At 70.7% G+C, this 18,208-nt stretch carries 13 protein-coding genes and 6 tRNA genes; 13 read left to right on the forward strand and 6 right to left on the reverse strand.

Annotation, left to right across the window (positions count from 1 at the left end; translation table 11 throughout):
* Positions 1-333: 333 nt before the first annotated feature.
* Entirely contained in the window at positions 334-714 is a 381-nt protein-coding gene (locus ACYVF7_RS11715; RefSeq protein ID WP_460338775.1) for a hypothetical protein, read from the reverse strand.
* Positions 715-992: 278 nt separating this feature from the next.
* Here ACYVF7_RS11715 and ACYVF7_RS11720 point away from each other — a divergent pair, with 278 nt between their 5' ends.
* The 9 genes from ACYVF7_RS11720 to ACYVF7_RS11760 all read left to right on the forward strand — a co-directional run bounded on the left by ACYVF7_RS11720 (position 993) and on the right by ACYVF7_RS11760 (position 6,150).
* Positions 993-1,712 (forward strand): FadR/GntR family transcriptional regulator, encoded by a 720-nt coding sequence (locus tag ACYVF7_RS11720; RefSeq protein WP_460338777.1) that lies wholly within the window; start codon positions 993-995, stop codon positions 1,710-1,712.
* Complete coding sequence (locus ACYVF7_RS11725) at positions 1,709-3,415, forward strand: hypothetical protein (RefSeq protein WP_460338779.1); 1,707 nt, start codon at positions 1,709-1,711, stop codon at positions 3,413-3,415. Before ACYVF7_RS11720 ends, ACYVF7_RS11725 begins: the two co-directional genes overlap by 4 nt.
* On the forward strand, positions 3,412-5,373 hold the full coding sequence (locus ACYVF7_RS11730) for a GMC family oxidoreductase (protein ID WP_460338781.1): 1,962 nt from the start codon (positions 3,412-3,414) through the stop codon (positions 5,371-5,373). Before ACYVF7_RS11725 ends, ACYVF7_RS11730 begins: the two co-directional genes overlap by 4 nt.
* Positions 5,374-5,598: 225 nt before the next feature.
* Positions 5,599-5,670, forward strand: a tRNA-Trp gene (locus ACYVF7_RS11735).
* Positions 5,671-5,725: 55 nt separating this feature from the next.
* A tRNA-Leu gene (locus ACYVF7_RS11740) sits at positions 5,726-5,798 on the forward strand.
* 44 nt (positions 5,799-5,842) lie between these two features.
* Positions 5,843-5,914, forward strand: a tRNA-Glu gene (locus tag ACYVF7_RS11745).
* A gap of 8 nt (positions 5,915-5,922) precedes the next feature.
* Positions 5,923-5,994: transfer RNA gene (locus tag ACYVF7_RS11750), tRNA-Glu, on the forward strand.
* A gap of 5 nt (positions 5,995-5,999) precedes the next feature.
* Positions 6,000-6,078: transfer RNA gene (locus ACYVF7_RS11755), tRNA-Met, on the forward strand.
* Between the two features lies 1 nt (position 6,079).
* Positions 6,080-6,150 (forward strand) — tRNA-Asn (locus ACYVF7_RS11760).
* A 104-nt stretch (positions 6,151-6,254) separates the two neighbouring features.
* Here ACYVF7_RS11760 and ACYVF7_RS11765 read toward each other — a convergent pair.
* A complete protein-coding gene (locus tag ACYVF7_RS11765; RefSeq protein WP_460338783.1) occupies positions 6,255-8,153 on the reverse strand; it encodes a bifunctional metallophosphatase/5'-nucleotidase in 1,899 nt (632 codons plus the stop codon).
* Between the two features lie 349 nt (positions 8,154-8,502).
* Here ACYVF7_RS11765 and ACYVF7_RS11770 point away from each other — a divergent pair, with 349 nt between their 5' ends.
* Positions 8,503-9,747, forward strand: a complete 1,245-nt coding sequence (locus tag ACYVF7_RS11770) for a hypothetical protein (RefSeq protein WP_460338785.1) — start codon at positions 8,503-8,505, stop codon at positions 9,745-9,747.
* A 110-nt stretch (positions 9,748-9,857) separates the two neighbouring features.
* Positions 9,858-11,621, forward strand: coding sequence for a serine/threonine-protein kinase (locus ACYVF7_RS11775; RefSeq protein WP_460338787.1), 1,764 nt, complete (start codon positions 9,858-9,860; stop codon positions 11,619-11,621).
* Between the two features lie 14 nt (positions 11,622-11,635).
* Here ACYVF7_RS11775 and ACYVF7_RS11780 read toward each other — a convergent pair whose 3' ends face one another.
* The gene (locus ACYVF7_RS11780) at positions 11,636-13,048 is read right to left on the reverse strand and encodes a glycoside hydrolase family 30 protein (RefSeq protein ID WP_460338789.1); all 1,413 of its coding nucleotides are present in this window, start codon (positions 13,046-13,048) and stop codon (positions 11,636-11,638) included.
* Positions 13,049-13,168: 120 nt separating this feature from the next.
* Positions 13,169-14,011 carry an SDR family NAD(P)-dependent oxidoreductase gene (locus ACYVF7_RS11785; RefSeq protein ID WP_460338791.1) on the reverse strand — a complete coding sequence of 281 codons (843 nt, stop codon included), beginning with the start codon at positions 14,009-14,011 and terminating at the stop codon, positions 13,169-13,171.
* 223 nt (positions 14,012-14,234) lie between these two features.
* Between ACYVF7_RS11785 and ACYVF7_RS11790 the strand changes: the two genes are divergently transcribed.
* Positions 14,235-15,638 (forward strand): glutamate decarboxylase, encoded by a 1,404-nt coding sequence (locus ACYVF7_RS11790; RefSeq protein ID WP_460338793.1) that lies wholly within the window; start codon positions 14,235-14,237, stop codon positions 15,636-15,638.
* Between the two features lie 16 nt (positions 15,639-15,654).
* On the opposite strand, the gene ACYVF7_RS11795 is transcribed toward ACYVF7_RS11790, so the two are convergent.
* Positions 15,655-16,308 (reverse strand): response regulator, encoded by a 654-nt coding sequence (locus tag ACYVF7_RS11795; protein WP_460338795.1) that lies wholly within the window; start codon positions 16,306-16,308, stop codon positions 15,655-15,657.
* On the reverse strand, positions 16,305-17,450 hold the full coding sequence (locus ACYVF7_RS11800; RefSeq protein WP_460338797.1) for a sensor histidine kinase: 1,146 nt from the start codon (positions 17,448-17,450) through the stop codon (positions 16,305-16,307). Before ACYVF7_RS11800 ends, ACYVF7_RS11795 begins: the two co-directional genes overlap by 4 nt.
* Before the next feature lie 146 nt (positions 17,451-17,596).
* Between ACYVF7_RS11800 and ACYVF7_RS11805 the strand changes: the two genes are divergently transcribed.
* On the forward strand, positions 17,597-18,109 hold the full coding sequence (locus ACYVF7_RS11805; RefSeq protein ID WP_460338799.1) for a hypothetical protein: 513 nt from the start codon (positions 17,597-17,599) through the stop codon (positions 18,107-18,109).
* Positions 18,110-18,208: the final 99 nt, after the last annotated feature.

Here is an 18,208-nt window from a genome sequence, read left to right on the forward strand (position 1 = left end):
CGACCCCGCGTCACAGGTCTTCACGACTCATCGCCCGCCGGAAATGGCAATATTAATGTCATCCCGGCTGGATACTCAGGCCGTTGGTGGCGCGCCCGGAAGTCATCCCTGCGGTGACCGACCTTAAGGAAGTCGCCAATACTCCCGAATTGGCCGTTTTGTCGGCCATGGTGCACGGCTCACGGAGTCATCGTCCCTGATGAGGCGCGTACTCGGATCGAGGGCTGCGTCGATCCGTCGCAGTTGGAGAAGTGGGTCCGCATGGCCGCCAATGCGCAGTCCATCGACGAACTGTTCGACTGAGCCGCGTGGTCGTCCGGCCGTGTGGCGACCTCAGTAGATGAGCAGTGTCCTCGGGTCGCCGGAGGTCCGGCGGTACGGTTCGACGCTGTAGCCGGTGTCGCGGAGTAGTGCGGTGATCCGCTCTCGGCGCGCGTCGCCCGCCGGGATCTCGACGCTGGCCGTGGCCGCCGGGGCGTGCCGGCGCCTGATGGTGACCCCGTCGTAGAGGTACAGGCCCCACGCCGACCACGGGACGTCCGGGGTGGGATCATCGTGCTGCATCCAGGCCATCCACGTCTCGCCATGGACGTACCAGCAGTGGATCGCGCCCCTACGCCAGGCCCCCTTGTGGTGGATCCAGACCCAGGAGTCGCGGGCCTCGATCCGGTGAGAGCCGGGCGGGTAGTGGTCGAGCGGTCGGGCGTCATGCATACGGCCATCATCGAACTGATGTTCGAATGATCGCAAGTCAGGCCAGGTCAAGACTGCTTTGCCCACACTGCGGCTCGCCGCGACTCTCGCCCCTTGGATGAGGCGGAGACGACGCGCGGCCGCCCGGCCGCCCTGGAAGGCGTGCTCTTGACGTACGGCGGTCGCGGCTGCGAATCTCAGCGGAGAGGGTGAGTGGCTGATCCACTCATCCTCCTGGGTCGAGGGAGCGATGACCGGCTCTCTCCCGCCGTACGCCGGGCCGACACGAGGAGCCGCCCATGACCGCCGCCATTCCCCGGGACACCGTCGTCGACGCGCTGGTCGACCGGCTGCGCGACGACGTGCTGAGCGGCCGGTACCCGCCAGGCTCCTATCTGCCGCCCGAACGGGAGCTGGCCGGCGGTTACCAGGTCACGCGCACCTCGCTCAAGCACGCGCTGGTCCGGCTGGTCCAGGCCGGGCTGCTGGAGACCAAGCACGGTGTCGGCACCCGCGTGCGCGACTACGAGAGCCTCGGCGGCCCCGAGTTGCTGCCCATGCTCGTCAACGCCGCGGGCGCGGAGTGGATGGAAGAGATCTTCGAGGCGCGGCGGGAGGTGGGTGCGCTGATCGCGGGGAGTGCGGCGGCGAACGCCGACGAGGAACACCGCGGGCGGCTCGGCGCGCTCAGGGAGGAGTTGCGCTCGGCGCCGGACGCGGCCGCCGCCCAGGCGATCGAGTGCGAGATCCACCGGGTCATCGCCGCCGCCTCCCGCAACCGGGTGTACCGGCTCATGGTGAACGCTTTGCTGAACGCCTACATGGAGGTCCGGGAGGCGTTCCAGCACGCGTTCGCCGATCCGGTGGAGTCGGCGGCGCGGATCGACCCGGTCATCCGCGAGATCCAGGCGGGTCGTCCCGACGGCGCGCGGACCGCCGCGCGGGAGTACTTCGCACGGACGCAGGAGCTCATGCTCGCGTCCGTCCCGGGCGACCGATCACAGGAGGCACCCGCATGAACGGCCCGCTGTCCGGCCGCACGGCTCAGGAGGATCAAGACCGGGCTCGACCGCGCGTGCCCCGCGATCGGCGCAGGCGGCACACCACCTTTCAGGAGGTGATGACGGGCGGCGTACGGCTCGACGGAGAGGACCGGCCCATGCGGCTGGAGCTCCACGCCGACCTGCCGGAGCCGCTGCGGCCCTGGGGTGACACGGAGGGCATGCTCACCGGGCGGGTGCTGGTTCCCGGATGGGCCGACGACCCGTACGCGACCGGCGTGCTGCGGGTGGCACCCATCGCGGCCCGGCGCATTCGCTACCGCATGGAATTCCGGACCGTGGACGGCAGGGCGATGTTCCTCGACGGGTGGAAGTCGGTCAGCTACCGCCGCCCGGTGCACTCGATGACCTACCTGCCCGTCACCATCACCGACGCCGACGGGGGCGTGGTCGCGGAGGCGCGGCTGCGGTTCGACCTCCGCGACCTGGCGAGCTTCGTCGCGGGGTTCCGCCTGCCGCGCACCGACCAGGCGGGCGCCGATCGCCGGAGCGACGTTCGGGCGGGCGCCGATCGCCGGAGCGATCCTCGGGCGAGTGCCGATCGCCGGAGCGATGCTCGGGCGGGTGCCGGACGCCGGAGCGATGCTCGGGCGAGTGCCGGACGCGCGGTGGCGTACGACGCCGCGGAGCTGTTCCGCAGCCGGTGGCGCGGGCAGCCGGGGCGGCTGGAGGTCTGGTACACGACGCTCACCGACCCGGCCACCGGCACCGGAGTGTGGCTGCATCACGAGCTGGTCGCCCCCAGCGACGGCGCGCCGGCCCGAGGGCACGGCTGGGTGGCGCTGTTCCCACCGGGCGAGCGGCCGGTGCTCGAGCGCTTCGGCCCGGAAACCTGGGCGGCACCGGGCGGTACCCCGACCGCCGAGCCGACATCCCTGGTGGCGGCGGCCTCCGGAGGCTGGGAGGCCGGGGACGCGAAGGTCTCCGCCGGTCGGGAGGCTGAGGGCGCGGCGGTCCCAGCCGGATTCTCCTGCGCCGGTGTGGAGGCGACCGCCGACCGCCTGAGCGGTCGCGCGGGGACCCTGTCGTGGGACCTCACCACGTCCGGCGGCGGAGCACCGCTGTACACCTTCCCCCGCTGGGCGTGGCGCCGCGAGGCGCTGCCGGCGGCGCAGATCGTGCCCGCACCGACGGCGCGCTACGACGGAACCGTCCGTTGCGGTGACCGGGTATTGGAGCTGCGCGGCGCGCCGGGCGGCTCGGCCCGCATCTACGGCCACGGCAACGCCGAACGCTGGGCGTGGCTGCACGCCGACCTCGGAGACGGCGACGTCTGCGAGGTGGTCGCCGCCGTATCGACCCGCAAGCTCCTCGACCGCCTGCGTCCGCTCCCGTTCGTACGGCTGCGGGTGGACGGCATGGACTGGTCCGATGGCGATCCGCTGCTCACCGCGCTGCGCGCGCGGGCCGACGTCGGGCTGCCCTCCTGGAGGGTGCGCGCGCGATCGCGCGACCGGGCGGTCACCGTCGAGGTCACCCTCCCGCAGGCGGAGACCGTCGCGGTCGACTACACCGACCCGGACGGCCGGGCGGCGACGTGCCACAACAGCGAACGCGCCGACGCCGTCATCACGTTGCTGCGCCGAAGCGGGTCACGCTGGCTGACCGAACGACGCTGGCGCCTGGACGGTACGGCCCACGCCGAAGTGGGGCTGCGATGACGCGGCGCGCGGACGGGCCCGGCGACGCGGCGCCAGTCTCCGGGAGCACGGTGCCCGGCGGCACGGGCGTGTCCGGCGACGCGGCAGCGGTCCTCCCGGGCACGGCGCGCGGCGTCGGTGCGGGCGGGACGGTGGCGCCGCGCGGCGTACACGCCGGCGTGACCGCGGCGCTGCTCGGCGTCGATGACGAGGACGAGCTGCGGCGCCTGTGCGCGCGGATCGACGACATCACCCGGGCGTTCCCGCGCCCGGCGCGGGTTGGCCTGCGGGCGGGCGCGAACGCCCTCGACGTGGCGGCCCGGCTGCTCACCGGCCGTCCGCTCGGCGGCCTGGACGCCGCCCACCGGGAGGCCGTCTGCGCGATCGTCGCGTCGCGCGGGCCGGGCGCACGACTCGTCGAGACACTGAAGCTGCCCGCGCTGCTGGCGGCCGGTACCGACCGTCTGGAAGAGGACTTCGCACGCGGGATCCCGGCTGGGCGCCCGGACCCGGAGCTGACCTGCGTTCCGTCGGCGGAATGGCCGACCTGCGCCACCGCGGACGCGGTCGTCGTGGGGTCCGGTGCGGGCGGCGCGATGGCCGCTCGGTCCCTCGCGCGTGCGGGCCTGTCCGTCGTGATCCTCGAGGAAGGGCGGCGCTACACCGCCGCGGAGTTCCGCGAGCGGCGTCCGCTGGACCGGTTCCTGGAGCTGTACCGCGACGGCGGTGCTTCGTTCACGCTGGGCCACCCGCCGGTGCTGCTGCCGACCGGGCGCGGCGTCGGCGGCACGACGTTGGTCAACTGCGGTACGTCGTACCGCACGCCCGAGCGGGTGCTGCGCCGCTGGGCCGCCCTCGGCGTGGCGACCGAGCGGCTGGGCGGGTTTCTCGACGAGGTCGAGCGCACCCTGGAAGTGGCGCCCCAGCCGATGGCGGCGATCGGCCGCAACGGCACGCTCGTACTGGAGGGCGCCCGGCGGCTCGGCTGGCGGGCCGCGCCGCTGCGGCGTAACGCTCCCGGCTGCGACGGCTGCTGCCAGTGCGTCGTCGGCTGCCCGCACAACGCGAAGAACGGAGTCCACCTCAACGCGCTCCCGCAGGCGTGCGCGGCTGGGGCGCGGATCGTCACGCACGCTCGGGCGGATCGCGTCATCACCGAGCGCGGGCGTGCCGCCGGGGTGCGGGCCCTGCGGCCGGACGGGACCGCGTTCGAGATCCTCGCGCCGCTCGTCGTCGTCGCCGCGGGCGCGACACAGACCCCTCCGCTGCTGCGGCGGTCCGGGCTGGGCCGCCATCCCCAGCTGGGCCGGAACCTCACCGTGCACCCGGCGACCAGCCTCGCCGGACGCTTCGAGGAACCGGTGACGTCGTGGCACGGCGTGCTCCAGAGCGTCGGTGTCGAGGAACTGCACGGCGAAGGGGTGCTGATCGAGGCGACGGCCGGTCCGCCGGGCATGAGCTCGTTCACGCCGCCCGGGGTGGGCCGGGCACTCCGCGACCAGCTCGACCGCGCCGACCACCTCGCCGTGATCGGCGCCATGATCGCCGACGAGCCGTCGGGCCGCGTGTACGGGCGGCGCTCCCCGGTATTGCGGTACGACCTGGCGCGGGCGGACGCGTCCAAGCTGCGGCGCGCGATGCTGGCGATGGGCCGGATCCTGTTCGCGGCCGGCGCCACCGAGGTGCTCACAGGAGTCGCGCGGCACCCGGCCGCGCGTACCGAGGACGAGCTCGCCGAGATCGTCGCCGGGGTGCCGATGGCAGAGGTCCACCTCGCCGGTTTCCACCCGACCGGCACGGCGCGCATGGGCGTCGACGCGGAACTGGCGCCGGTCACCCCCGAAGGCCGGCTCCGCGGCGTGACCGGCGTGTACGTCGCCGACGCGTCGGCGCTGCCCACCTGCCCGGAGGTGAACCCGCAGGTCAGCGTGATGGCGATGGCCCTCGCCGTGGCCGAGGACACCGTAGCCGCCGACTGACCAAAGGCGCGGGGAAAATATGTTGTACCCGCCGCCAGAATTCCTATCATTGAAGCAGAACGGAACGAGGAAGGATGTCCATCATGATGAGCTCGACGCTCACCGCCTCATGGGAATGGCGGTCCGAGCCGGGTAATCTGCGCGGCGTCCTCTGGGAGTGCTCCGGATAGAGAGACGATGCTCTGTCCAGAGGCCGCCCGGTGGATACCCCGGCGGCCTTTTCTTGTGGGCGAGCCAACGGATAGGCGACCGTCCTCCAAAGTCGGTGAAAAGTAGGTTCGACTCCTGCCGCCCATGCGGGACGACCGTCACGTCGACGGGACGCTCCTTGACAATTCAATAGATATTCCATGCCGCCCTGGCCCAACGGCAGAGGCGTCCGGTTCAGGACCGGAAGGTTCAGGGTTCGAATCCCTGGGGCGGTACGCACGCGTGAGGCATCCGGCTGGATAAGGAGCCTCCGTTTCAAGGCCCGTTGGTCCAGTGGTGAGGACTCCCGGCTCTCTACCGGGCGGCGCCGGTTCGATTCCGGCACGGGCTACGTGTCATGGCCCCTTCGACCATGGGTTAGGTCCTGGGACTTTCAATTCCAGGAAGCGGGTTCGAGTCCCGCAGGGGTCACGCGGAGCGCAGTAGGGGAGTTCGGCCGTCCCCGCTAGTCTCATAAGCTAGAGATCGTGGGTTCAAATCCCACCTGCGCCACCATTCCGGTGTCATCCAACGGCAGGATGCGCGGCTGTTAACCGCGTCATGCTGGTTCGAAACCAGCCGCCGGAGCGGGTTCGGCGAATGGCCGGCCAGGTATTTCCTGGCCGGCCATTCGCGTGAATAATTCGCGAGCCGCTCGACCTATTTGTATTACTGAAACGGCCCGGAACCCCTCAGCAGGGAATCTGGAAGTCGCCGTAAATGAGGTTGTTGCCGGTCCGGGGCTCGTCGGACGGGGTGGGCGGGACTTCGACGGCGCGGGCGGCGAAGCCGGCGTTCTCGGCCGTGACGCGGTTCAGCGGGGCCGGGGTCAGCACCTTCTGGCTGCGGACGAACTTCACGAAGCTCTCGAAGTCGCGGATGCTGCGGTACGGCCGGTCGTACTCGGCCAGCGCGGGGTACCCGTCGCCCTGGACGAACGTGTAGGCCATCGTCGCGAGCCGGTAGCTCCGCTCGACATCCAGCGGCTTGCCGTCGATGAGCACGTCGGTGGGGTCGACCCGGTCGCCGGCGGGCTTGCTCGCGTCGTACGTGTAGCGGACGTTGCGGGAGACCGCGAACGGCGCGTACACGACCTTGCCGTCGGCGCCGGCGGTCCACTGCTGCTCCAGCGCGTCGTGGATCTGCTGCCCGGTGACGGTCGCGGTGACGACCGGGTCGCCGTACCCCACGGCCTTGAACGCCTGCGCGAGGGTGATCGACCCGTCCGGCGCGGCCGGGACCAGGTCGCCGCCGACGACGCCCTGGCCGACGCGCGGCGCGATGGCGATCAGCGCGAGGTCGGCGGGGACGTTCCGGTGTGTGTTGCCGTCGTTGATCGGGTCGATCGGCTGCCGGGCCGCCCAGTACGCCCAGTCGGCGGCTAGGTCGCCCATCGTGCTCTCGCCGGCGGTGTTCCGGGTGCGCGTGAACGACGCGGTGACCCGGCCGATCGAGGTCTGGCCCCGCTTGGTGGCGAAGTCGAGCCAGTGGTCGGCGACCTCCTGCAGCTCCGGGTCCGGCGTCACGTCCTGGGTGACGGCGTGGTTGGTGGAGACCGTGAGTTCGCGGATGACCTTGCCCGTACGGCGGTCGAGCCGCAGGTCGATCTCGTTGATCAGCTGGCCGTTGCAGCCGGCCTCGACGAAGGGGCGCGGGACGCCGTTCGGGTCGGGGACCATCATGTTGAACCGGCAGTGCCAGTGCCCGGTGACGATCGCGTCGATGTCCGGGGACACCTGCCGGGCCAGGTCGTACGCCGGGCCGGACGGGTCGCTGCCGCTGTTGAAGTCGCTGCCCGCGACGGCTCCGTCGTGCATGCTCAGGATGATCGCGTTGACGCCGCGCGCCTTCAGGAGGGCGGCGTACCGGTTGACCGTCTCGACCTCGTCGAGCGTCTTCAGCGCGGGCTGGAACGACGCCGGGAAGGTCTCCGTGCCGAACGCCGTGAGGTGGATGAACCCGATCGGGATGCGGCGCCCGTACCCGGCGTCCACCCACTCGATGTTGTACGGCGGGACGACCGTCCGGCCGGTCGCCGACCACACGACGTTGGCGCTGTAGTACCGGAACCTCGCGCCCCGGAACCGGCGGCCGGTCGAGTCGGCGAACTCGTCGTCCCAGCCGATCTCGGGGAACGGGATCCCGCGCTCCATGTGCGCGGTGAGGAACGCCGGCGACTTGTCGAACTCGTGGTTGCCGGCGGAGCTGAACCGGAAGTCCATGCGGTTGAGCGCCTCGACGGTCGACTCGTCGGCGACGCTCTCGGCGTCGAACTCCCACCCGGAGAACATGTCGCCCGGGCCGAAGAAGATCGAGTTGCGCCGGCCGTCGCGGAGCCGGTTCAGGTGGGCGGCGAGGTAGCCGACACCGCCGACGGTGTAGCGCGAGCCGCCGGCGCCGGTGATGACGCTGCTGCCGTGCAGGTAGCCGTGCAGGTCGGTGATGTTGAGGAGCTGCACGTCCACGTACTCGTCGGCGGTGGCCGCGTCGCGGGCGTCCTCCGTCGCGTACGCGGGCGTGCCGATCGCGGCCATGGTGGCCATCGCGCCGGTCGCCGTCAGGAAGGTCCGCCGTCCCAGGTCCTGCGTCATCGCCCATCTCCCGATCATGAGGAAGCGCACGGGGAGTGAAGCGGTTGAAGATCAAATCGCCGTCACCGGGGATCGGCCGGAGCGTGAACGTCCGATGATGCGTAGATCTTCGCTGGATGCGCGGTGCGGATGGCCGCAATCGGCCGTCACCGTACGGGGGTTGCCGGGGGCAGCCGAGCGTTATCGTCGAGTCACGATTCGTATCGAACGGGGGCGTCGATGCCGGATGTCGCGCCGATCACCAGGGTGAGGTCCAGGCCATGAACAATGCACTCGCCGGCGTCCGCCCGACCTTCCCCGCGGCGCCGTGAACGCGGCGATCGAACGGCCCCGCCGAAGAAGGCGGCGCGTGATCACGGCGGTCGTCGCGGTCGTCCTGATCGCCGTCGGGGCGGGGGCGTACGCGGTGTTTCGCGCCATCCCGGACATCCGCACCGCCTTCTTAGTCGACGCGTCGGCGTCGGCCTCGGGCGCGGGCCACGGTGGCTTCGGCGCCGTCGCCGATGCCGTCGGGGTGGCGGCCCAGAACGCCGGGCACGACGACGCGCTGTCGCTGCGGCGGTTCGGCGGCGCCTGCGACGACCGGCACAACACCGTTCAGGTGGTGGGCTCCGGCACCGGCCACGGCCGGCGGATAGGCGAGTCGGCTCACAAGATCACTCCAACCGGCTTGGCCACGTTGCACGGTGGCATATCGGCCGCGATCCATGACTTCTCGGGCCGCTACCCGTTCCGCGGCCGGAAGATCAATCGGATCATCGTCGTAACCGGCCACGGCACTGACGCCTGCACCCACGACCAGGACGCTCTCCGAAGAATGATCCAGCAGGAGGTGAAGGCGGCAAAGGTACGCCTCGACTTCCGATTCGTCGGCTACAAGACGCCGGCGGGCGAACGCGATGGCCTGGCCCGGATGGCCTCGGCGGCCGGAGCGCCGGCTCCGCGATTCGTCCGCACCCCCGCCGACCTGACCGCGGCACTGCGGCGACTCGTCGTACCGGAGTCTCATGCCGCCAAGAAGGTCGACGTACCGAGCGCCAGTCCCAGCGCCGAGCCGGCCAGGCAGGTCTCCCTGGGGCGGTTCACCATCGCCGCCCCCACCACGTGGCAGCGGATCGCTCCGACGTACAACCCCGACCTGTTCGACGTCCGGCTCCCCGGAAAGCCGACCTCTGGAGAGTGCGTGTCGGTGCCCTCGGGTGACACGTCGTGTCCGGGTTTCTCGGTCGCGTACGACAAGGCCACCATGTTCCTGGGGGCCAGGCCGTTCGACGTGGACAAGCCGGTCGGCACGCAGTTCACTCAGGACGGCGACAATCGCGACTGCCCCGGCCATCCGAACCTGGTGATCGACCAGGACGGCGGCGGCGCCCGGCTGATGGCCCAGGGCCATAAGCCGATCGGCGGCCGGAGCGCGGCCTACCGCCAATGGCGGATCGACTGCTACCAGCGCAGCGGCCAGGGGACCGGGCCCGCGGCCGGGGTCTCTTTCACCGAACGCGTCTGGTACATGTCAGATCCGAAGGTCCTGATCGTCGACAACTGGGATACGCCCGATCTCGAGCACATCCTGCAGAAGGCCGTCTGGAAATGAGCACTTCGACGGCGCTGTAGTGCCGCATCCGTTGTGCCGATGCCTGCGGGAGCTGTGAGGTTCTGGTGGAATGTCCTGCGAGTAGCTGATCACGACCATTGGGAGGCGTCTTGCGCGGCGACTCGGGCCTGCGGCGCGGAGTGGAACTGTGCGGCCGATACCGGCTCGAGGAACCGATCGGTGCCGGCGGCATGGGCGAAGTGTGGCGCGGCATCGACCTGCGGTTGCGGCGACCGATCGCGATCAAGATTCTGCCCGTCGGACTGGCGGCCGACCAGACCGCGGCTGAGCGGTTCCGGCGTGAGGCCGAGACCACCGCGGCTCTCCAGCATCCCGGCATCACTGTGATCTTCGATGTCGATGAGCACCCGTCCGAACAAGGACGTCTGCTGTTTCTCGTCATGGAGCTGCTCACCGGACAGGACCTTGGCGCGCTCCTGGCAGGGTACCCCGGTGGCCTGCCGATCGGCCAGGCGGTCACGCTCGCCACGCAGACCGCCGACGCGCTGGCCGCCGCGCATGCGCACGGCATCGTTCACCGGGACATCAAGCCGGCCAATCTGTTCCTGCTGGGCGACGGCCGGGTGAAGATCTGCGACTTCGGCATCGCCCGGCTCGCCGACGCCACAACGCGGCTTACGGCCACTGGCGGTTTCATCGGGACACCGTTCTATATGGCGCCCGAACAGTTCCGCGGTGGGGAGCTCAGCGCGCGCGTCGACCTGTACGCCCTTGGTTGTGTCCTGTACGAGTTGCTGACCGGAGCGCCGCCGTTCATGCGGGACACCGGTGCGGCCGCCCTCATGTACCAGCATCTCAACGAGGCCCCCGACCCGCTGCGCGCCCGCCGCCCCGACGTGCCCGCGGCCCTGGAGAAGGTGACGCTGCAGCTGCTGGCCAAGGACCCCGCCGAGCGCCCCGCCGGCGCGGCGGCCGTCGCCGCCCTGCTCCGAGGTTCCGACGGCACACGCCACTCGGCGATGCCGACGGAACCCGACCGGCTGCCTCAGCCCGCGCCGAACGAAACGCGGGGCCGAGGGCAAGAGGCGACGACCGTCGAACCATCGCCCCCGCGCCGCCGCAAGGCCGTCCTCACCGCGGTGGCGGCGGTCGTGGTCGCGGGCGTCACGCTCGGGGGCGGGGCGGTCGCCCTCAGCGGTGTCTTCGGAGGTGGCAAGCCGCACTCCACACCCACCCCCGCGAGCGTGCCGTCGGACCCGAAGCCGGTGACGCCAGGCTGGCAGGCCGTCCTCGCGCCGAAGTGGGGCGTGGCGTACGACGTCCCGCCCAGATGGAAGGTGCGGACGCCCGACTGGTCATCTTGGGTCGCGGACTCCCAGGGGCAGGTGTACGCCGGTGAGAACGCGGTGGCCGACAGCCGGAACGGCAAGTGCACGCGTGCGCAGACCGGCCTTCGAGGCGGCTCGGACCCGGTGGCGAATCCGGGGGCCGATCAGATGCCGGCGCTTACCGGCGCGGCGCAGACGGAGGCCCGTAAGTGGGTGTCGGCCCTCTACGGCGGTGTCGACACACCGCCGCACCCGCCGAAGTCCGAGCCCGGTCCGGCCGGCACCGTCACGATGCGCGGCATCACGGCGGCGCGCGTGTCGTTCAAAGTGACCACCACCGCGCGACAGGACGCCTGCACGCCGCCGCATGCCCTCGTCGAGACGATCGCCATGGCGGCGGTCAAGAACGCGGCGACGTCCGGCCCGCTGATGTTCACCGTCTTCGCCGACCGTGGTGTCCGCGGCGGGCTCACCGACGCCGAGCTGAACAAGATCGTCGCGAGCGTCCGCCGGTACGGCTGTCCGGCGGGCACCTCACTCACCCGCAACACCTGCTCGTCGGGAAAGACCACACCGACGCCGTAGGTTCGGTGTCGTTCTCAGCCGATCTGGTAGGTGACGAGGGACCGTGCGGGGACGGTCGCGGTGAAGGCGCCACCGCTCAGGGCGATCGTGCCCTGCCGGGTGGTGCTGTTGCTCCCATTGGTCAGGTAGGGGGTCACGGTTCCGGTCGACAGGCCGGTGCCGGACAGCGTGTAGGTGGCCGACGTGCCGGTCGTTCCGGTGTTGAGGACCACGATGGCGACGGAGCCGTCGGTGTTCTTGTAGGCGGAGACCTTGAGGGCGCCGTCCCCGGTGGTGGCCGAGATCCGGGTCGCGCCCGGGCGGATGAACCGGCTATAGCCGGCCAGCGCGTAGTACCGCTTGGACGGTGTCAGTGTCGCGCCGCTCAACCCGATCAGCGAGCTGTCGTGGCTGGTCGAGCTGACTCCCCAGAAGTACAGGAACGCGCTGAGATCGGCCTGGGTCATGCCCGTGTGGACGCGCTGCGCCCAGGTGAACCCGGAGCCTTCGCTGCCGTCGTCCCACGCGGTGGTCCACGTGCTCCCGTTCACCGACCACTCGGACTCCCAGAGCGGCCGGCCGCCGGTGCCGATCGGGGATGCCGGCGCGCCCGAGTAGCCGTGGCCGGTGAACAGCCCGACGCCGGAGTTCGCGGCCGGGTCGCCCTGTACGGCACTGACATAGCCGGGGAGGTTGTTGAAGCCGAGGGCGTCACAGCACGCGACCTTGGTGGTCAGGCCGGAGGCCTTCATTGCGGGGCCGAACACCGACAGGAAGCTCGCGGCCTGCGCCGGGTTCACCAGCATGCTGGAGTAGCTCGTGCTCAGGGTCGGCTCGTTCACGAAGCCGACCGCGGACGGGGTGAGGCCGGCCGAGGCCCAGAACTTCGCGTGCTGGACCAGATAGTTGGCGTAGGCCTGCCGCCAGTCCCCTGAACCGCATGAGGCTCCCGGGGTGCCGCACAACGAACCGCCGTTGGACTCGCTGCCGTTGGTCTTCATGAACCCCGGCGCGCTCCAGGCGTCGTTGTAGAACCCCGTGACGCCGTACGTCTTCGCCTGCCTGGCCAGCCACACCTGCCCTTGGTCCTGCGCGTCGCTGCTGCCGTTCCAGACGTACTTGGGGGTCGCCGAGGGGCTGCCCGGGGAGTTCGGCTCGATGGAGTCGCCACCCGAGGGGATGATGCTGCGCAGAATGCTGAACCCGGCGCCCTTGGTCGTGCTGAACAGCAGGTCCAGCGCCTGCTGCCGCGTCGCGCCCGCCGCGTTGCGGATCGAGTTGGCCTGGCCGAAGGCTTCGGACACACCGAACCCGTCGATCTTCTGGTAGGTCGTGCCGCCGTTGACGGTCACCGCCGACGCGGCATTCGCCGGCCGCGTCGGATACGCCAGACCGAGGACGATGGAGGCGGTGGCGACCAGCCTGACGCGGCGTCCGATTCGAGACATGCGAGCCTCCGCGATTGCGAATCTCGGATGTGGAGTCGAACACCTCGGCCGCCGTACTGTCCAGCACGGACCGACCCGCCCCACGTACGGGCCGGTCATCGCGCGGCGTACGGCTGAAAGTTACACAATCGGCTTGCCGTGGGCCTCCGCCGAAAGGTCCTGTCCGTCGTCCCAGGTCTTGAGCCGGTCGGCGTAGGCCTGCCGGATCATCGGGTAGAAGCCCTGGCCGAAGAGCACCCGCAGGGGCGGGTTGTCGGAGTCGACGATCTTGAGGAGGGTCCTGGCCGCGGCGGCCGGGTCACCGGCGGGCTGCTTGCCCGCGACCTCGCCGAGGCGCCGGCGGAGACCGTCGTACGCCGGGTTGAGCTCGGCCATGTGCCCGTTGTCGAGCGGATCGGGGTTCTTGCCGGACCGGGTGGCGAACCCGCCGGGCTCGATCACGGTCACCTTGATGCCGAAGCCGGCGACCTCGTGGGCGAGGGCTTCGTTCAGGCCTTCCAGCGCCCACTTGGAGGCGTGGTACGCGCCGCCGAGCGGCATCGCGATGAGGCCGGCGGCCGAGGACAACTGGACGATGTGCCCCGACCCCTGCTCGCGCAGGTAGGGCAGCGCGGCCTGAACGACCCACACCGCACCGAACAGGTTGGTCTCCATCTGGTCGCGCAGTTCCCGCTCGGTCAGCTCCTCGATCGCGCCGATCTGCGCGTAGCCGGCGTTGTTGACGATGACGTCGAGACGGCCGAAGTGCTCCTCGGCCCGCTTCACGCTCTCGAAGACGGCGGCCTTGTCGGTCACGTCCATCGGGAGCGGAAGGACCGCGTCGCCATAGGCGGCGACCAGATCGTCCAGGCTCGTGGCGTTCCGGGCGGTCGCTGCCACCTTGTCGCCGCGGGACAGGGCGGCCTCGACGAAGTTACGGCCGAGGCCACGGGACGAACCAGTGACGAACCAGACCTTGCTCATGATGTCTTCTCTCCCGGTCACCGCTGTCGGCTGTTACACCCCCGAGACGAGACGACCCCGGCGAACCGTGACATCCACCGACTGTGACCTGCGTCTCGTGATGCAATGACATCGGCAGGGCCCGCGCTGCCGGGCTTCGGCCGAGAAGGCGCACATACCTCTTCTTAAAGCGCCGCCTGTCAGGCTTGCGGCTCGCAGAAGCCGACGAAGGAGGTCACGACCGATGGCGTTGCACCAGGGCGAGGACGGCCGTTCACGGCCGATACACGTGAATCCGCTGTTCGGGGAGGCGGACCCGGTATCCGGTGTCGAGGCCGTCCTCCCGCGGCATCGGCTTCCCGAGCATCCGATGGCCCCGGCGACCGCCTATCAGCTCGTCCGCGACGAGATGCTGCTGGACGGTAACTCACGCCAGAACCTCGCCACGTTCGTGACCACCTGGATGGAACCGCAGGCGGCCACGCTCATGGCCGAGACCGCCGACAAGAACATCATCGACAAGGACGAGTACCCTCAGGCGGCCGAACTGGAGCGCCGCTGCGTCGCGATGCTGGCCGACCTCTGGAACGCTCCCGACCCCGAGACCGCGATCGGCTGCTCCACGACCGGATCGAGTGAGGCGTGCATGCTCGCCGGGATGGCGCTCAAGCGTCGATGGATGCACCGCAACGCCGATCGGTACGCCGCCGGGGCTCGGCCCAACCTGGTGATGGGCACCAACGTGCAGGTGTGCTGGGAGAAGTTCTGCAATTTCTGGGAGGTGGAGGCGCGTCAGGTGCCGATGGCCGGTGACCGGTTCCATCTCGGTGCGGAAGAAGCCGTCGCGCGGTGTGACGAGAACACCATCGGCGTGGTGGCCATCCTCGGCTCGACGATGGACGGCAGCTACGAGCCGGTCGCCGAGATCTGCGCCGCCCTCGACGCGCTCGAGGAGCGCACGGGGTGGAACGTGCCCGTCCACGTGGACGGCGCGTCCGGGGGCATGATCGCGCCGTTCCTGGATCCCGACCTGGTGTGGGACTTCCGGCTTCCCCGCGTCGCCTCGATCAACACCTCCGGCCACAAGTACGGGCTGGTGTACCCGGGCGTCGGCTGGGCCCTGTGGCGCGACCGCGAGGCGCTGCCCGAAGAACTGGTCGAGCGCGTGAACTATCTCGGCGGCGACCTGCCCACGTTCTCGCTCAACTTCTCCAGGCCCGGTTCGCAGGTGGTCGCGCAGTACTACAACTTCCTGCGGCTCGGCTACGAGGGCTATCGCGCCGTCCAGCAGGCGAGCCGGGACGTCGCGACGCACCTGGCCGCGCGGATCGAGGCGATGGGCTGCTTCCAGCTGCTCACTCGCGGCGACCAGCTACCGGTGCTCGCCTTCACCACCACCGATGACGTGACGGAATTCGACGTCTTCGACGTCTCTCGACGGCTGCGGGAGTTCGGCTGGCTGGTCCCGGCGTACACCTTCCCGGCCGACCGCCAGGACCTGGCGGTACTCCGGATCGTGGTCCGGAACGGATTCTCGCTGGACCTCGCCGACAGGCTGGCCGAGGACCTGGAGAGCCTACTGCCGTGGTTGCGCAAGCAGCCCCGGCCGATGATGGGCCCCGAGGACGGCACGAGCTTCCACCACTGATCTTCCTTCCGAGGGGTCAGGTGGTCAGGCCGTGGCGGGCGGTGTACGCGGCGACCTCGGCTCGGGCGGTGATCCCCGCCTTGGCGAACGCCCGGTTGATGTGCGACTTCACGGTCACGGTCTCGATGTGGAGCCGGGCGGCGATCTGACCGTTCGACAGCCCGGCGCTGATCAGTGTGAGCACCTCGGCCTCCCGGGCGGTGAGCCCGTCGGGGAGCCGCGTGCGTTCGGGAACACGCCCGGTACGGGCGGTCGCCACCAGGCGCGCCTGGACGGCCGGGTCGACGGGCGCCAGGCCCGCCGCGGCGGCGGTGACGGCCTGCCGGATCTCGCGGTGGCCCGCGTTCTTGGTCAGGAACCCGCGGGCGCCGGCGGCCAGGGCGGTCAGGACCGACTCGTCGTCGGCGTACGAGGTGAGCACGACGACGGCGACCCCGTGATGGTCCGCGACGATCCGCCGGGTCGCCTCTGTTCCGTCCAGGCCCGGCATGCGCAGATCCATCAGCACGACGTCCGGCCGGTGGGCGGCGACCGCCGCGAGCACCGCACGCCCGTCCTCGGCCTGGGCGACGACCTCGATGCCCGGGAGCAGCTCGAGGAGCGCGGCGAGCCCCTCCCGTACGGTGGCCTGGTCGTCCGCGACGACCACGCGGACGACCGGCTCGCTCACCGGCCGACCCGGGCGCATACCCGCCAGCCGTGCTCGGTCGATCCGCTGGTCACGGTGCCGCCTGCCAGCCGGACGCGCTCCCGCATCGCGGACAGCCCGTACCCGCCCTCGACAGTGCCGGCGACGCGCGTTCGCGCCAGGCCGTTCGTCACCTCGACCGCCAAGCCGTCGTCGAGGTAGTCGAGGCTGACGCGTACGTCGGCGCCGGGAGCGTGCTTCCGGGCATTGGTGAGGGACTCCTGGACGGTGCGGTAGACCGCCAGCGCCGAGTCGGCGGGCAGCGGCCAGGCGTCACCGCGCAGCGACCACTCGACGGACGCACCCGTGTCATGGCGGAACGCCTCGACCAGCCCCTCGATCAGCTCCTGGACGGCGACCTCGCCGTCGCCCAGCGTCCGTACGGCGGCGACGGCCTCCTCCTGACCCGACCGGGCGAGCGTCCGGGCCCGCGCGAGGTGCCGGCGCGCCTGGTCCCGGTCGCCGGTGAACTCCAGCGCGGCGTCGGCGGCCTCGAGCTGGAGGGACAGGCCGGTCAGCGAATGCCCGAGGACGTCGTGCAGCTCACGGGCGATCCGGCCGCGCTCGGCGAGGGTCGCCGCCTGCGCCTGCCGTTCGCTCGCCAGTACGGTCTGCTCGGCCAGCAGCCGCGCCTGCTCAGCGCGGTCGGCGTGGAGGCGGTGGTTGCGCCCGACCAGGTAGGCCACGAAGGTGACCGCCGCGAACGTGGCGAGAGCGTCGCCGTACCCGAGGAGGTAGCCGGTGACGAGGACGCCGCAGCAGCCGCCGATCAGCATCGTGCCTTCGCGGCGGGGGAACACGGTCCCCGCGTCGATACAGGCCCAGAAGGTGAACCAGTACACGGCGGGCTGCGGATGCACGAACAGCAGCGCGCTGCCTGCTAGACCGGTGCAGGCGATCGCCGCTCGCAGCGCCGGGCCGTTCCCGCGCGGTCCGACGACCGCCCAGGCGAGCCACGCGACCGACGCCGCCGCCAGCGTGACCGAGGTCCACAGGTGCGTGCCGTGCAGCCCGGCGGCGCCCTTGTGGGCGGTCTCTCCCCACACCATGAACGCGAGCCCGGCGAGCATCGCAGTGCGGACCGGCCACTGACCGCTCAACCGGCCGGGAAACGACCTTCGCACACGCCCTCCCAACCACGGTGATCCGGCCGATTATGCGGCGGATTCCACCCACATATCCAACCGGAAGGCGGACGATCTCCACCCGGCTCTCCTCCTACGGTGACGAACACGACCGGCCGGGGCGCGCCGGGGCAGCCGAGGAGTGGATGTTGTCCGCGATAACGATCGTCAACCTGGTGATCTTCGCCGCCGTTCTGATCAAGGACTGGGGGCACAACCGGGTGACCCTCTTCGCCGTCTTCCGGCCGCTTCTGCTCAGCGCCCTGATCTTGCCATTCATCCCGCTGAAGTTCGACGCCGGTAACGGTGGCCTGGCGCTGGAGGCCGCATCGCTGGCCGGCGGCGTCGCGGTGGGAGCGTTCGCCTGCGCGATGCTGCGCGTGAGCGTGGACGAGAAGGGCAAGGGCTGGTACGACGCGGGCTACGCGTACGTCGCCGTCTGGGTTCTGATCACCGCGCTTCGCCAGCTGTTCGTGTACGGCTGCCAGCACTGGTTCACGCGAGACCTGGGCCGGTTCCTCGTCGACAACCACATCAGCCCGGCCGCCTTCGGCGACTCGATCCTGTTCTTCACGCTCAGCATGGTGATCGCCACGCGCCTGGGCATCCTGCTCCGCAGCCGCCTCCTGGCCGCCCGCGCGGTCCACGCCGTCGCCTGAGCCCCGGCGCGAACCGCACGGGGAGGATTATTCAGCCCGCGGATTTTCGCCGTTCAGAATGGCTGCATCCAATTCCTCGCCTCTGGATTCGGAAGCGAG

It is taken from the genome of Actinoallomurus acanthiterrae (genome assembly GCF_054775715.1).

Excerpts from the sequence above, each read along its gene's own strand:
- ACYVF7_RS11790 (WP_460338793.1), top strand. The coding sequence starts at position 14,235 with ATGGCGTTGCACCAGGGCGAGGACGGCCGTTCACGGCCGATACACGTG.
- ACYVF7_RS11780 (WP_460338789.1), bottom strand. The coding sequence starts at position 13,048 with ATGTCTCGAATCGGACGCCGCGTCAGGCTGGTCGCCACCGCCTCCATC.
- ACYVF7_RS11805 (WP_460338799.1), top strand. The coding sequence starts at position 17,597 with ATGTTGTCCGCGATAACGATCGTCAACCTGGTGATCTTCGCCGCCGTT.
- ACYVF7_RS11720 (WP_460338777.1), top strand. The coding sequence starts at position 993 with ATGACCGCCGCCATTCCCCGGGACACCGTCGTCGACGCGCTGGTCGAC.
- ACYVF7_RS11785 (WP_460338791.1), bottom strand. The coding sequence starts at position 14,011 with ATGAGCAAGGTCTGGTTCGTCACTGGTTCGTCCCGTGGCCTCGGCCGT.
- ACYVF7_RS11715 (WP_460338775.1), bottom strand. The coding sequence starts at position 714 with ATGCATGACGCCCGACCGCTCGACCACTACCCGCCCGGCTCTCACCGG.
- ACYVF7_RS11725 (WP_460338779.1), top strand. The coding sequence starts at position 1,709 with ATGAACGGCCCGCTGTCCGGCCGCACGGCTCAGGAGGATCAAGACCGG.
- ACYVF7_RS11730 (WP_460338781.1), top strand. The coding sequence starts at position 3,412 with ATGACGCGGCGCGCGGACGGGCCCGGCGACGCGGCGCCAGTCTCCGGG.
- ACYVF7_RS11765 (WP_460338783.1), bottom strand. The coding sequence starts at position 8,153 with ATGACGCAGGACCTGGGACGGCGGACCTTCCTGACGGCGACCGGCGCG.